Source organism: Streptomyces sp. WAC 06738 (genome assembly GCF_003945505.1).
Taxonomy (GTDB): domain Bacteria; phylum Actinomycetota; class Actinomycetes; order Streptomycetales; family Streptomycetaceae; genus Streptomyces.
In genome coordinates this window covers 3,371,204-3,384,518 of sequence record NZ_CP029618.1, presented here as the reverse complement: position 1 = coordinate 3,384,518, position 13,315 = coordinate 3,371,204, and the positions used below count along the sequence as shown (strand labels likewise).

The following is a 13,315-nucleotide window of genomic DNA, read 5'->3' as shown; positions in this document are numbered from 1 at the left end:
TCCCTACAGTTGGCGCATGGCCAAGAAGCTTGTGATCAAGGTGACCGCGGGTACGGATGCGCCGGAGCGCTGCTCCCAGGCGTTCACGGTGGCGGCCGTCGCCGCCGCCAGCGGGGTGGAGGTGTCGCTCTGGCTGACCGGCGAGTCCGCCTGGTTCGCGCTGCCCGGGCGGGCCGCGGAGTTCGAGCTGCCGCACGCCGCGCCGCTGCCGGAGCTCATCGACGGGGTCCTGGCGAGCGGGCGGATCACGCTGTGCACGCAGTGCGCCGCGCGCCGCGGGATCGAGGAGAAGGACGTGCTGGACGGCGTGCGGATCGCGGGGGCGCAGGTCTTCGTCAGCGAGGCGATGGCGGACGGCAGCCAGGCCCTCGTCTACTGAGTCACCTCTCGTCCCACCACTTGTCGCCCTTCTCCCGCCGGTTGCCGATGATCACCGCCACCGGCACGAGGGCCGCCGCGGCCACGCACATGGCGATCGCGGCGGGTGCGGAGAAGGGGGCGACGACGGCGCCGCCGAGGACGAAGAGCAGCACCGCGATGCCCATCAGCAGGAAGTACCGCCTCCGGCGCCGCGGCTGACTCCGCGGCGCGCGGGGGTCCATCTGGACGCCGGTACGGCGAAAGCCCCGCATACCTCCACGGTACGCCGGGGAGGCGGTGCGGGGCTTCGCGCGGACCGCGCGGTCTCAGACCGCGATCGCGACCTCCGAGAGGCCGCCCTGCCGGGCGACCACGGTGCGGTCGGCGGTGGCGCCGGGCACCAGGGCGCGTACGGTCCAGGTGCCCTCCGCGGCGTAGAACCGGAACTGGCCCGTGGCCGAGGTCGGCACCTCGGCGGTGAACTCGCCGGAGGCGTCCAGCAGCCGCACGTAACCGGTGACGGGCTCGCCGTCGCGGGTCACGGAGCCCTGGATGGTGGTCTCGCCGGCCTTGACGCTGGCGGCGTCGGGGCCGCCTGCCTTGGCTCCGCACATGAAGGGTGGTGTCCTTTCTCGGGGTGTGACCGGGCGGTCAGCGTCAGTCGTTGGCGCCCAGCTCGATCGGCACGCCGACGAGCGAGCCGTACTCGGTCCAGGAGCCGTCGTAGTTCTTGACGTTCTCCTGGCCCAGCAGCTCGTGCAGCACGAACCAGGTGTGCGCCGAGCGCTCGCCGATGCGGCAGTAGGCGATGGTGTCCTTGGACAGGTCCACGCCCTCGCCCTCGTACAGCTCCTTCAGCTCCTCGTCCGACCTGAAGGTGCCGTCGTCGTTGGCCGACTTCGACCACGGGATGTTCCGCGCGGAGGGCACGTGCCCGGGCCGCTGCGACTGCTCCTGCGGCAGGTGCGCCGGGGCGAGCAGCTTGCCGGAGAACTCGTCGGGGGAGCGGACGTCGACGAGGTTGAGGGTGCCGATCGCGGCCACGACGTCGTCGCGGAAGGCGCGGATGGCGGTGTCCTGCGGCTTGGCCTTGTACGCGGTCGCCGCGCGCTGCGGCACCTCGGCGACCAGGTCGCGGGAGTCCAGCTCCCACTTCTTGCGGCCGCCGTCGAGGAGCTTGACGTCCTCGTGGCCGTAGAGCTTGAAGTACCAGTAGGCGTACGCGGCGAACCAGTTGTTGTTGCCGCCGTAGAGGACGACCGTGTCGTCGTTGGCGATGCCGCGCTCGGACAGCAGCTTCTCGAAGCCGGCCTGGTCGACGAAGTCGCGGCGCACCGGGTCCTGGAGGTCGGTCTTCCAGTCGATGCGGACGGCGTTCTTGATGTGGTTCTTGTCGTACGCGGCGGTGTCCTCATCGACCTCGACGAGGACGACCTTCGGGTTGTCGAGGTTGGCCTCGACCCAGTCGGCGTCCACCAGGACGTCACTGCGGCGACTCATCTGCTTCTCTCCTCCGGAGCGCTGAGACAGGGGTACGGGCGGGTGTGCCGCCGGCGCGCGCAGCAGGCAGGGCGGAGCGCCGGGGGCGGAGTGTGCGGACAGCCGGGCGGCCGGTGCGGGGAGGCACGGACCCGGCTGGGGGCGGGAGCTGCGGACCCGGACCCCGGTCAGGCGGTGCGACAGAGCATGGCGGCGACGCGGCAGAGGTCGACGGCGCGCCGCTGGGTCAGGTGATCTGCCTGTCCCCGGGGGCGGGGACCGCTCATCGAGCACAGCATGCGGTCGATCGTACGGAGGGACGTGCGCATGTGTCACCGTTGTGTCGGATGATGAGACGGCTTCGTCCGGGATGCGGGACGAGGCGCGGGGCGGCGGGGTCGCGCGGCCGGGCGGCCGGGGGTGGCGGGGGCGGGGTTTCTGCGGTATGGACGCGGTGGTCTCAGCTTACGGACGGGGGGTGGCTCTCCGCGGCGTACGGCGGCCGTGTCGGCGCCGTGGACCGGCGGGCGGGGGCGGTGCGCCCGCTCACTTCCCGGCCGAGCGCTCGTCGCCCAGTTCCACGTCCGTGCCGCTGCCCGTGACGACGATGCCGTCCTTCCGCACCTCGACGTCCGTCAGGCGTATCCCGGGCGGCAGGTCGTTGATCGTCCAGTTGTAGTTCATGTGGTCGCGGACGTAGTCCTCCAGGCCCGGTACGCCCCCGAGGTTGTCGACTCCGGTCGCGCGCAGCCGGATCGTGTCGCCGTCGACCACGCTCACCTTGCCGAGCAGCGACTCCTCCAGCCGCTGCCCGAGGAAGGACGTGCCGACGGTCGCCTTCACCTTGTTCTCGCCGGCCGCGCCCTTCCCGCCGTACGAGACCTTCACCACCGGCAGCGCCGCGGAGATGTCCTCGTACCTGATCGTCACCTTGCCGTCGGCCTTGTCCGCCGTCGCCCGGTCCCAGTCGTCGCCCGAGATCCGCACCCCTTCCAGCTCGCCGCGCACGCCGTCCAGGCGCAGCGCGCGGCCGCCGCTGCCGGTGGCGTCGATGCCGTCGATCCGTACGTCCACGGCGTCGAACTTGCGCGACATCAACTGGGTGAGGAAGGGGAACCCCTTGATGTCGATCTCGGGCCGCTCGGAGAACCCGTATTCCTTCTCGATGCGCTCGGCCGCGTCCGACTCGGCCATCTTCAGCGCCACGCGGTCGGCGGCGAGCGTGAGCAGGCCGAGCACGACCAGCACCACCGCTGTGATCTTCAACGCGCGCATCGGTTCTCCGCCCCCCGGTCGGTCGTGCCTGAGAGCTTAGACAGGTGTACGGCTCCGTACCCGCAGGTTGGCGGGAGCGGCAGCCTGCGGCCGGGAGTCAGAGCAGCGCCAGGCCGAGCAGGTGGACCGCGGGCACCGAGAGCGTGAGCGGCAGGGAGACCCCGGCCGTCATGTGCACGAACCGCGAGGGGTAGTCGTAGCTGGCCACCCGGACGGCGATGAGCACGCACACCCCGGCCGCCAGCCCCAGCAGCCCGCCGGCCGCGCCCATGTCGGTGCCGAGCCCCGCCGCGAGCCCGCCCGCCCCGGCCGCGGCGACCGCGGCGACGGGCGAGGCGTTCGGCGGCAGCGGCACCGCGCGGCCCATCGTCCCGGCGGCCACCGCGACGGCGCCGACGACGACGGCGTGCCGCTCGGCGGCGAGGTAGCCGGAGGCGAGGACGGCGAGGGTGGCGGCGGCGAGGGCGACGTTGAGCGCGGTGAGGCGCTCCTTGGGCGCGGTGGTGCTGCGCAGTTGGACAAGGCAGATGAGGAGGAACCAGCCGCCGAGGGAGCCGAGCGCGGCGATCGTGGCGTCGTCCTCGTCGACGGCGAGGACGGCGCCGGTCGCGGTGAGCCCGGCGGCCGCGGCCAGCGCGATGCCCTCGCGGGCGGGCCACATGCCGTTGAGCCGGAACCAGCCGGCGGCGGTGACGCCCTGGAGCAGCGCCACGGCGACGGCGAGGCCGGGCCGCACGTCGAGCGCGGCGGCGACGGCGAGGAGCGCGGCGAGCACGGCGGTGAGCGCGGCGGGCTGCGGCCCGGGCGCTATGAGGACGGAGGTGCCCTCCTCGCGGAGCACCTCGGCGGGGGGCTTGGGGCGGCGGAGGGTGGGAGCGCCGTAGAGGGTGCCGGTCTCGGGGCCGCCGGGGCCGGGAAAGCCGGGGTCGGGGGCGCCCGGGCGGCCGTGGGCGCCGGCGGCGGGGACGTCGGGGTGGACGTCGCCGGGGTGGCCGCCTGCGCTGCCGTGGGCCCCTTGCGGGACGCCGGGGCGGCCCGCGGAGCCGGGGTGGCCCGTGCCCGTAGCGGAGGCGCCCGCGCCGCCGCGGTCCCAGCCGTCGGGCCACTGGGCGCCGCCACCGCCCGGGGGCTCGTGTCCGGTGACCGGCGGGAGGTAGGCGGTCTGCTCGGCGGCCGCTCCGGCACCGGTCCCGCCGTAGCCGGGAGGGCCGTCGTCCGTCACCGGGGGCAGATACGCCGTCTCCTCGACCGCCCCCGGCCCCTGCGGCGCCGCCGCCCCGCGGCCGTCGCTCCCGGCCGGGGACGGATAGCCGGTACCCGCGGCGCCGCCGGGGGCGTACGCCTGCGGGTGCCCGCCCGGCCCCGTACCCCCGCCGAGCGAACCGCCGCCGTACGGCGCCGCGGACCCACCGGGCCGCCCCTGGCCGCCCCCTCCGAACGGCGCCGCGTGCCTGCCGGACCGCGCCGCGTCCGCGTGGCCCGTACCACCGCCGTACCCCGGCCCGCCGGTCTGCGCCGCGGCCTGCCCCCCTGCCGGGGAGCCGTGCCCGCCGCCGTACGAGCCGTCGCCGTACCCCGCGCCGCCGGACCGTCCCGCGCCCGCGGCGTCCTGGCCGCCGCCGTACGGCACTCCGTGGCCGCCGTCGCTCCCGCCGGGCCGGCCGCCGCCCCCGTACGAACCCGCGTAGCCGCCCTCGTAGGGGCCCGCGTCCGTCACCGGGGGCAGGTACGACGTCTGCTGGGCCGCCGCCGACTCCTCGTGCAGGGCCATCCCCAACTGCGTCTCCGGGCCCGCGTAGCCGTCGTCGCCCTGGCCCGCTGCCGGCGGGAACTGCGTGTGCCCGCCCGGGGCGCCTGCCTCGGCGCCCTCGCGCGGTTCCTCGTACGGGGCCCAGCCCGCGGGCGCCGGCGGGGCCGCCGGCCACGGCGTGGGGTCGTGTCTCTGGTCGCTCATCGTGCGCCTAGCCTCCCGCGAACGGGGGCAGGACCTCAACCGTCCCCCCGTCCGCCAGCGCCACCCCCGCGTGGTCGCGCTTGCCGACCGCCCGTCCGTCCACCAGGAACGAGCAGCGCGCCAGCACCCGGGTGAACTCCGCCCCGTGCCGCGCACCGGCCGCGGCCAGCGCTTCGGCCAGCGTGTCCGCCGCGTAGGGCTCCTCCGCGGTGCCCGCCGCGGCCTTGGCCGCGGCCCAGTACCGGATGGTGCCGTTCGCCGCCATGGCGTCCCGCCCTTCCCCGTCCGCCGACTTCCGACCCCCATCATGCCCCTGGCGAAATTCTCGTCGCCCCGGGCAACCTTCGACGTACGCTGCGGACGTGCTCGTCCGAATCCTCCGCGCTCACCTGCGCCCCTACCGCCGGGACCTCGGCTGGATCGTCGCGCTGCAGCTCGTCGCGACCGTGACGACGCTCTATCTCCCCACGCTCAACGCCGACATCATCGACCACGGCGTCATCCCCGGCGACAACGGCTACATCCTGCGCACCGGCGGCTGGATGCTCGTCTTCAGCGTGGTGCAGTTCTGCGCGGCCGGCGGCGCCGTGTTCCTCGGCGCCCGTACGGCCACCGCCCTCGGCCGGGACATGCGCGCCTCGGTCTTCGACCGGGTGCAGTCCTTCTCCGCCCGCGAGATGGCCCGCTTCGGCGCCCCGTCGCTCATCACGCGCACCACGAACGACGTGCAGCAGATCCAGATGCTCGCCCTGATGACCTTCACGATGATGGTCGCGGCGCCGATCATGTGCGTCGGCGGCATCGTCATGGCGCTCAACCAGGACGTGCCGCTGACGTCCCTGCTGCTCGTCGTCGTGCCCGCGGTCGGCGTCGTCGTGGCCCTGATCGTGCGCCGCATGCGCCCGCTCTTCCGCAGCATGCAGAAGCGCATCGACGAGGTGAACCGGATCATGCGCGAGCAGATCACCGGCATCCGCGTCATCCGCGCCTTCGTCCGCGACGGGCACGAGCAGCGCCGCTTCGGCAAGGCGAACGCCGACCTGAGGGACGTGGGCGTACGGGCCGGGCGGCTGCTGGCGCTGCTGTTCCCGACCCCGATGCTCGCGGTGAACCTGTCGAGCGTCGCCGTCGTCTGGTTCGCGGCCGGGCGCATCGACAGCGGTGCCATGGACGTCGGGGCGCTCACGGCGTTCCTTTCCTACCTCATGTACATCCTCAGCAGCGTGATGATGGCCACCTTCATGTTCATGATGATCCCGCGCGCGGAGGTCTGCGCCGAGCGGATCCAGGAGGTGCTGGACACCGAGTCGTCGGTCGTCCCGCCCGCCGCCCCGGTGCCCGCGTCGGCCGAGCCGCGCGAGCGCGGCCGGCTCGACCTCCGCGGCGTCGAGTTCCGCTACCCGGGCGCCGAGGAGCCGGTGCTGAAGGACGTCGACCTTCAGGCCCGGCCGGGGCGTACGACGGCGGTCATCGGCAGCACCGGCAGCGGCAAGTCGACGCTGCTGGCGCTCGTGCCGCGGCTCTTCGACGCCACCGGGGGCAGCGTCGCGGTGGGCGGCGTGGACGTACGGGACCTGGATCCGGCGGCGCTGGCGCTGGCCATCGGCTACGTACCGCAGAAGCCGTACCTCTTCAGCGGCACCGTCGCCTCGAACCTCCGCTACGGCAAGCCCGACGCCACCGACGACGAGCTGTGGGACGCGCTGCGCACCGCGCAGGCCGCGGACTTCGTCCGGGAGATGGACGGCGGCCTCGACGCGGCCGTCGCGCAGGGCGGCTCGAACGTCTCGGGCGGCCAGCGGCAGCGCCTCGCGATCGCCCGCGCGCTGGTGCACCGCCCCGACATCTACCTCTTCGACGACTCCTTCTCCGCCCTCGACTACGCCACGGACGCCGCCCTGCGCGCGGCCCTCGTGCGCCGGCTCGGGGACGCGACGGTCGTGATCGTCGCCCAGCGGGTCGCGACGATCCGGGACGCGGACCGGATAGTGGTCCTGGACGCGGGCCGGGTGGCGGGCGCGGGGACGCACACGGAGCTGATGGCGGCGAACGAGACGTACCGCGAGATCGTGCTCTCCCAGCTCACCGAGGAAGAGGCGGCGGCATGAGCGCGCCGCCGAAGGAGGCCGCGGCATGAGCGCGCCGGCGAAGGAACCCGGGAAACGGCAGCCGTCGCCGCCCGGCCCGCGCCCCGGAGGGGGCGGGCCCATGCGCATGTTCAGCGGCCCGCCCGTCGAGCGCTCCCTCGACTTCCGCGGCTCCGCCGTCCGCCTCCTGCGCACCCTGCGCCCCGACCGCACGCTGATCCGCGTCATCCTCGTCCTCGGCGCCGCCGCGGTCGCGCTCACCGTCGCGGGACCGAAGCTCCTCGGCCACGCCACCGACCTCGTCGTCGCCGGCGTCTACGGCAACCGCGTCGACACCGGCTCCGCCCGCGCCAGCGACGGCATCGACTTCGACGCGGTCGGCCGGACGCTGCTGTGGGCGGCCCTGGTGTACGCCGCCGCGTGGGGCCTCGGGCTCGCGCAGGCGCGGCTGACGGCCGTGGTCGTGCAGCGGGCGGTCTTCCGGCTGCGCGAGGAGGTGGAGGCGAAGCTGTCGCGGCTTCCGCTGTCGTACTTCGACCGCCACCAGCGGGGCGAGATCCTCTCCCGTACGACCAACGACATCGACAACGTCGGGCAGTCGCTGCAGCAGACCATGAGCCAGATCGTGACGTCGCTGCTGACGATCGCCGGGGTGCTGGCGGTGATGTTCTGGATCTCGCCGCTGCTGGCGCTGGTCGCGCTGGTGACCGTGCCGCTGTCGATCACGGTGGCGACGCGGGTCGGCAAGCGGGCGCAGCCGCAGTTCGTGGCGCAGTGGGCGTCCACGGGCAAGCTGAACGCGCACATCGAGGAGATGTACACCGGGCACTCGCTGGTGCAGGTCTTCGGTCGCCGGGAGGAGGCGGCGGAGACGTTCCGGAAGGAGAACGACGAGCTCTTCCGGGCGGGCTACCGGGCGCAGTTCATCTCCGGGCTCATCCAGCCGGCGATGATGTGCATAGGCAACCTCAACTACGTCCTCGTCGCCGTCGTCGGCGGCCTGCGGGTCGCCTCGGGGGCGCTGTCGATCGGCGACGTGCAGGCGTTCGTGCAGTACTCGCGGCAGTTCAGCCAGCCGCTGGGGCAGATCGCGTCGATGGCGAACCTGGTGCAGTCGGGCGTCGCGTCGGCGGAGCGGGTCTTCGAGCTGCTGGACGCGGACGAGCAGGAGCCGGACGCCGCCACCCCGGCCCGCCCGGCGGAGCCGGTGCGGGGGGAGGTGGCGTTCGAGGGCGTCTCCTTCTCGTACGACCCGGAGAAACCGCTGATCGAGGAGCTGTCGCTGACGGTCCGCCCGGGCCAGACGGTGGCGATCGTCGGTCCGACGGGGGCGGGGAAGACGACGCTGGTGAACCTGCTGATGCGGTTCTACGAGGTGGCCGGGGGCCGGATCCTGCTCGACGGCGTGGACGTGGCGGAGATGAGCCGCGAGGAGCTGCGGGCGCAGATCGGGATGGTGCTCCAGGACACGTGGCTGTTCGGCGGCACGATCGCGGAGAACATCGCCTACGGGGCACCGGCGGGCACACCGCACGAGAAGATCGTCGCCGCCGCGAAGGCCACCCACGTGGACCGCTTCGTCCGCACCCTCCCGGACGGCTACGACACGGTGATCGACGAGGAGGGCACGGGCGTCTCGGCGGGCGAGAAGCAGCTCGTCACCATCGCCCGCGCGTTCCTCGCGGAACCGGCGATCCTGGTCCTGGACGAGGCGACGAGCTCGGTGGACACCCGCACGGAGGTCCTGATCCAGCACGCGATGGCGGAACTCCGCACGGGCCGCACGAGCTTCGTGATCGCACACCGCCTCTCCACGATCCGCGACGCGGACGTGATCCTGGTGATGGAGTCGGGCACGATCGTGGAACAGGGCACACACGAGGACCTCCTGGCAGCGGAAGGCGCCTACGCCCGCCTGTACCAGGCCCAGTTCGCGGAACCGGCAACAGAAACGATCTAGGTGCCCCGCGAGGGCCGCCGGCCGGCCGCCTCCGTCGCCCACGCGGCGATCCGCTCCAGCAGGTCCTCGCTCGCCGCGTTCTCCGCGTGGGCGAAGTCCTCCTCCAGCCACAGTTCCGCCGTGGCCGGGTCGGCCGCCGTGGCCAGGGACTCGGGGTGGTCCAGGGGGAAGTACGTGTCCTGGGTGCCGTGGACGATCAGGAGCGGGGTCGGGGCGATCAGGGGGGCCGCGGCGGTGGGGGAGAGGGGTTCCGGGTCCCAGCGGCGGTGGTGGATGCGGGTCCTCAGCGCGAGGCGGGAGACCGCGCGGCCCGTACGGCGCTCCACTATCCAGTGCAGCCGCCGCATCGGCGCCGTGCCGCGGTAGTACCAGCGGGCCGGCGAGCTGACGGACACGACGGCGTCCGCGTACGGGACCGTGCCCGCGGGGATCGCACCGGGGCCGAGGGCGTCGGCGCCGAGCGCCACCGAGCCCTCCGTACCCGAGCCGAGCGCCACCGGGCCGTCCGCTCCCGCGCCGTGCGCCGCCGGGCCCCGGGCGCCCCCGCCGGCTCCCGCGGCGGCGTTTCCGTACGCCCCCGTGCGCCCCTCGCGCCCCCCGCGCTCCCATTCGTCACCCCGCGCCTCCGGGCGATACAGCGCGCCGTGGCGCAGCACCACCGAGCCGCCCATCGAGAACCCCACCGTCGCCACCCGGGCGTGCCCCAGCGACCGGGCCCACGCCACCGCCGCCGCCAGGTCCAGCACCTCCCGGTCCCCGACCGTCGACCGCCCGCCGGACCCGCCGTGGCCCCGGAACGAGAACGTCACCACCCCCGCACGCTGCGCGAACACCGCCGCCGCCCGGCGGATCGCCGGCCGCTCCAGCGCGCCCGTGAAACCGTGCGCCACCACGATCGCCGGGGCGCCGGTGCCGGGGCCCGGGGCATACGCCGCCTCGATCGGCACCCTGTCCGCCGCCCGCAGCAGCGCCGTACGGGAAACGGGGGGTACGGGTGCGGCCAAACCGGGCGCGGCGTCTCTTCGGCCGGACGAGGCAGCGGAGGTGGAGCTCATGTGGGCTATTCTGACGTGTGAAGGATCCGGGCAAGGTTGCCCCCGGGTCCTTTCGTGCTTTCATGCCACCTTCTGAGGAGGCCGACCACATGGGCAAACGCAGAGGCAGAGCCGAGACCGAGACGACAGCGACCGGCGTCCCCCACCGGGAGGTGCGCCCGTGAGCTCCCTGCTGCTTCTGACCAACGCCCTGCAGCCCTCCGCCGAGGTGCTCCCCGCGCTCGGGCTGCTGCTCCACAACGTACGCGTGGCCCCCGCCGAGGGCCCCGCCCTGATCGACACCCCCGGCGCCGACGTCATCCTCGTCGACGGCCGCCGCGACCTGCCGCAGGTGCGCAGCCTGTGCCAGTTGCTGCGGTCCACGGGCCCCGGCTGCCCGCTGATCCTCGTCGTGACGGAGGGCGGGCTCGCCGCCGTCACCGCCGAGTGGGGCGTGGACGACGTACTGCTGGACACCGCGGGTCCCGCCGAGGTGGAGGCGCGGCTGCGGCTCGCGCTGGGCCGGCAGCAACTGCCCGCCGACGAGAGCCCCACCGAGATCCGCAACGGCGATCTGACGGTGGACGAGGCCACGTACAGCGCGAAGCTGAAGGGGCGGGTGCTGGACCTGACCTTCAAGGAGTTCGAGCTGCTGAAGTACCTGGCGCAGCATCCGGGTCGGGTGTTCACCCGGGCCCAGTTGCTCCAGGAGGTCTGGGGCTACGACTACTTCGGCGGCACCCGCACCGTCGACGTCCACGTGCGGCGGCTGCGGGCGAAGCTCGGTCCCGAGCACGAGTCGCTGATCGGCACCGTGCGGAACGTGGGATACCGCTTCGTGGTGCCGGAGAAGGGCGAGAAGAAGCCGGAGAACAGGGCCGAGAAGCAGGAGCAGAAGGGCGCCGTGCAGGAGGCGCGGCACCGCGCGTAGGTAAGCCCCCATGCGCCGGCCGGGGCATCACAGAGGCGGGGTAGTGCGGGGAGTCATCACGCGTAGACTTGCGCCGTGGCCAAGGTGACGCGGGACGACGTGGCACGGCTGGCGGGGACCTCGACCGCGGTCGTGAGCTATGTCATCAACAACGGACCCCGGCCGGTCGCCCCGGCCACCCGGGAGCGGGTGCTCGCCGCGATAAAGGAGCTGGGCTACCGCCCGGACCGCGTGGCGCAGGCCATGGCCTCGCGACGCACGGACCTCATCGGCATGATCGTGCCGGACGCGCGCCAGCCGTTCTTCGGCGAGATGGCGCACGCGGTGGAGCAGGCGGCGTCCGAGCGCGGCAAGATGGTGCTCGTCGGCAACTCCGACTATCTCGACGACCGCGAGGTCCACTATCTGCGCGCCTTCCTCGGGATGCGCGTCTCCGGCCTGATCCTCGTCAGCCAGGGCCCGAGCGCGGCCGCGGCGGCGGAGATCGACGCGTGGGACGCGCGGGTGGTGCTCATGCACGAGCGCCGGGACCAGCCGGACGACCTCGTCGTCGTCACCGACGACGTCGGCGGCGCGCGGCTGGCGACGAGCCATCTGCTGGAGCACGGCCACGCGTACGTGGCCTGCCTCGGCGGCGTCGAGACGACCCCGACGACGGGCGACCCGGTCACCGACCACGTGGAGGGCTGGCGCATCGCGATGCGCGCGGCGGGCCGCTCGACGGAGGGCCGGCTCTTCCAGTCCCCGTACAACCGCTACGACTCCTACCAGGTCGGCCTCAAGCTCCTCTCCGGACCCGACCGGCCCCCGGCCATCTTCTGCGCCACCGACGACCAGGCCATCGGCCTTCTCCGCGCGGCCCGCGAACTCCGCATCGACGTCCCCGGCGAGCTCGCCGTGGCGGCCTTCGACAACGTCAAGGAGGCGGGTCTCACGGACCCGCCCCTGACGACGGTCGCCTCGGACCGCCCGGCGATGGCCCGCGCGGCGGTGGACCTGGTCCTGGACGAGACCCCCCTGGCCACGCGCCGCGAGCGCCTGAAGCAGTTCCCGTCCCAGCTCGTCACCCGCCGCTCCTGCGGATGCCCGTAGCAGGTACGGGCCGGCGCCGGGCCGCCCCGGCTTTATATCGGGCAAACGCGGTTTTATTCCGCTTCTTACATCCGTCTCAGACGCCTCTCAGAATCCGCGGGGATCGTCGAGGGCATGACGGAGCAGACATACCGCACCAGCACCCAGCCCGCCTTCGCAGCCGGCCGTGACGGGGTCCTGCCCGCCGACCGGGCCGGCGCGGGCCACCCCCAGACCCTCGCCGGCACGCACGGCGGCGGGTACGCCGGGTTCGGCGCCCCGCCGCCGCCCCCCGCCGGGCCGCCGCGGCGCGGGCGGGCCAGGGGCCCCCTCGGGCTGCTCGCCGCCGCCGCGCTGGTCGCCGCCATCGTCGGGGGCGGCAGCGCCGCCCTCGTCGGGGAGCTGACCGAATCGTCCGGTACGAGCACCAGCGCCTCCAGCCCTGCGAGCGGCACCCAGGTCTCCTCCGGGAACAGCGGCTCCATCGCCGGCGTCGCCGCCGCCGTCAGCCCCAGCGTCGTGGAGATCAAGTCCTCCTCGACCGCCGGGCAGTCGACGGGCTCCGGGGTGATCGTCACCGAGAGCGGCGAGATCCTCACCAACAACCACGTCGTCTCCGGTGCCGAGCAGGTCCAGGTCACCTTCAGCGACGGCTCCACCGCCGCCGCCGACGTCGTCGGCACCGACCCCGACCTCGACATGGCCCTCATCAAGGTGCAGGGCAAGAGCGGCCTCAAGCCCGCCACCCTCGGCGACTCGGACTCCCTGAAGGTCGGCGACGAGGTCGTCGCCATCGGCTCCCCCGAGGGCCTGAGCGGCAGCGTCACCAGCGGCATCGTCTCCGCGCTCGACCGCGACGTGACCGTCGAGAAGGAGCAGCAGCAGCCGCAGAGCGGCGAGCAGTGGCCGTTCGGCTTCGGCGGCGGCCAGTACAACGGGCGGCTCGGGTCGCAGACGACCACGTACCAGGCCATCCAGACCGACGCCTCGCTCAACCCCGGCAACTCCGGCGGCGCGCTCGTCGACATGAACGGCCGGATCGTCGGCATCAACTCGGCGATGTACGCGCCGCAGGACGGCTCCTCCGCGGGCAGCGTCGGCCTCGGCTTCGCCATCCCCATCAACGATGTGAAGCACATCCTCGGCGACCTCAGGAACAATTGA

13 protein-coding genes are annotated in these 13,315 nt (G+C 73.7%); 6 read left to right on the top strand and 7 right to left on the bottom strand.

Features of this window, described 5'->3' with window-relative positions:
* Positions 1-16: 16 nt before the first annotated feature.
* Positions 17-379 (top strand): DsrE family protein, encoded by a 363-nt coding sequence (locus tag DMB38_RS14435; protein ID WP_125935530.1) that lies wholly within the window; start codon positions 17-19, stop codon positions 377-379.
* A 1-nt stretch (position 380) separates the two neighbouring features.
* On the opposite strand, the gene DMB38_RS14430 is transcribed toward DMB38_RS14435, so the two are convergent.
* The 6 genes from DMB38_RS14430 to DMB38_RS14405 form a co-directional block, all read right to left on the bottom strand.
* The gene (locus DMB38_RS14430) at positions 381-632 is read right to left on the bottom strand and encodes a DUF3099 domain-containing protein (RefSeq protein WP_240662226.1); all 252 of its coding nucleotides are present in this window, start codon (positions 630-632) and stop codon (positions 381-383) included.
* 54 nt (positions 633-686) lie between these two features.
* Positions 687-974 carry a DUF1416 domain-containing protein gene (locus DMB38_RS14425; protein WP_047016433.1) on the bottom strand — a complete coding sequence of 96 codons (288 nt, stop codon included), beginning with the start codon at positions 972-974 and terminating at the stop codon, positions 687-689.
* Positions 975-1,017: 43 nt separating this feature from the next.
* Positions 1,018-1,860 (bottom strand): sulfurtransferase, encoded by an 843-nt coding sequence (locus DMB38_RS14420; protein WP_125935529.1) that lies wholly within the window; start codon positions 1,858-1,860, stop codon positions 1,018-1,020.
* A gap of 525 nt (positions 1,861-2,385) precedes the next feature.
* Positions 2,386-3,114 carry a DUF2993 domain-containing protein gene (locus DMB38_RS14415; RefSeq protein WP_125935528.1) on the bottom strand — a complete coding sequence of 243 codons (729 nt, stop codon included), beginning with the start codon at positions 3,112-3,114 and terminating at the stop codon, positions 2,386-2,388.
* A gap of 97 nt (positions 3,115-3,211) precedes the next feature.
* A complete protein-coding gene (locus DMB38_RS14410; RefSeq protein ID WP_125935527.1) occupies positions 3,212-5,068 on the bottom strand; it encodes a hypothetical protein in 1,857 nt (618 codons plus the stop codon).
* A 7-nt stretch (positions 5,069-5,075) separates the two neighbouring features.
* A complete protein-coding gene (locus tag DMB38_RS14405; protein ID WP_125935526.1) occupies positions 5,076-5,333 on the bottom strand; it encodes a MoaD/ThiS family protein in 258 nt (85 codons plus the stop codon).
* A 97-nt stretch (positions 5,334-5,430) separates the two neighbouring features.
* On the opposite strand from DMB38_RS14405, the gene DMB38_RS14400 reads away from it, so the two are divergent.
* Both DMB38_RS14400 and DMB38_RS14395 read left to right on the top strand, forming a co-directional pair.
* A complete protein-coding gene (locus DMB38_RS14400) occupies positions 5,431-7,176 on the top strand; it encodes an ABC transporter ATP-binding protein (protein ID WP_125935525.1) in 1,746 nt (581 codons plus the stop codon).
* A gap of 100 nt (positions 7,177-7,276) precedes the next feature.
* On the top strand, positions 7,277-9,115 hold the full coding sequence (locus tag DMB38_RS14395; protein ID WP_125935524.1) for an ABC transporter ATP-binding protein: 1,839 nt from the start codon (positions 7,277-7,279) through the stop codon (positions 9,113-9,115).
* Here the strand turns inward: DMB38_RS14395 and DMB38_RS14390 are convergent.
* Positions 9,112-10,170, bottom strand: coding sequence for an alpha/beta fold hydrolase (locus tag DMB38_RS14390; RefSeq protein ID WP_125935523.1), 1,059 nt, complete (start codon positions 10,168-10,170; stop codon positions 9,112-9,114). The genes DMB38_RS14395 and DMB38_RS14390 overlap by 4 nt on opposite strands.
* 160 nt (positions 10,171-10,330) lie before the next feature.
* Here DMB38_RS14390 and DMB38_RS14385 point away from each other — a divergent pair, with 160 nt between their 5' ends.
* The 3 genes from DMB38_RS14385 to DMB38_RS14375 all read left to right on the top strand — a co-directional run bounded on the left by DMB38_RS14385 (position 10,331) and on the right by DMB38_RS14375 (position 13,315).
* The gene (locus tag DMB38_RS14385) at positions 10,331-11,080 is read left to right on the top strand and encodes a response regulator transcription factor (protein WP_125935522.1); all 750 of its coding nucleotides are present in this window, start codon (positions 10,331-10,333) and stop codon (positions 11,078-11,080) included.
* 75 nt (positions 11,081-11,155) lie between these two features.
* Positions 11,156-12,172 carry a LacI family DNA-binding transcriptional regulator gene (locus tag DMB38_RS14380; protein ID WP_125935521.1) on the top strand — a complete coding sequence of 339 codons (1,017 nt, stop codon included), beginning with the start codon at positions 11,156-11,158 and terminating at the stop codon, positions 12,170-12,172.
* Between the two features lie 114 nt (positions 12,173-12,286).
* Positions 12,287-13,315 (top strand): trypsin-like peptidase domain-containing protein, encoded by a 1,029-nt coding sequence (locus tag DMB38_RS14375; protein ID WP_240662224.1) that lies wholly within the window; start codon positions 12,287-12,289, stop codon positions 13,313-13,315.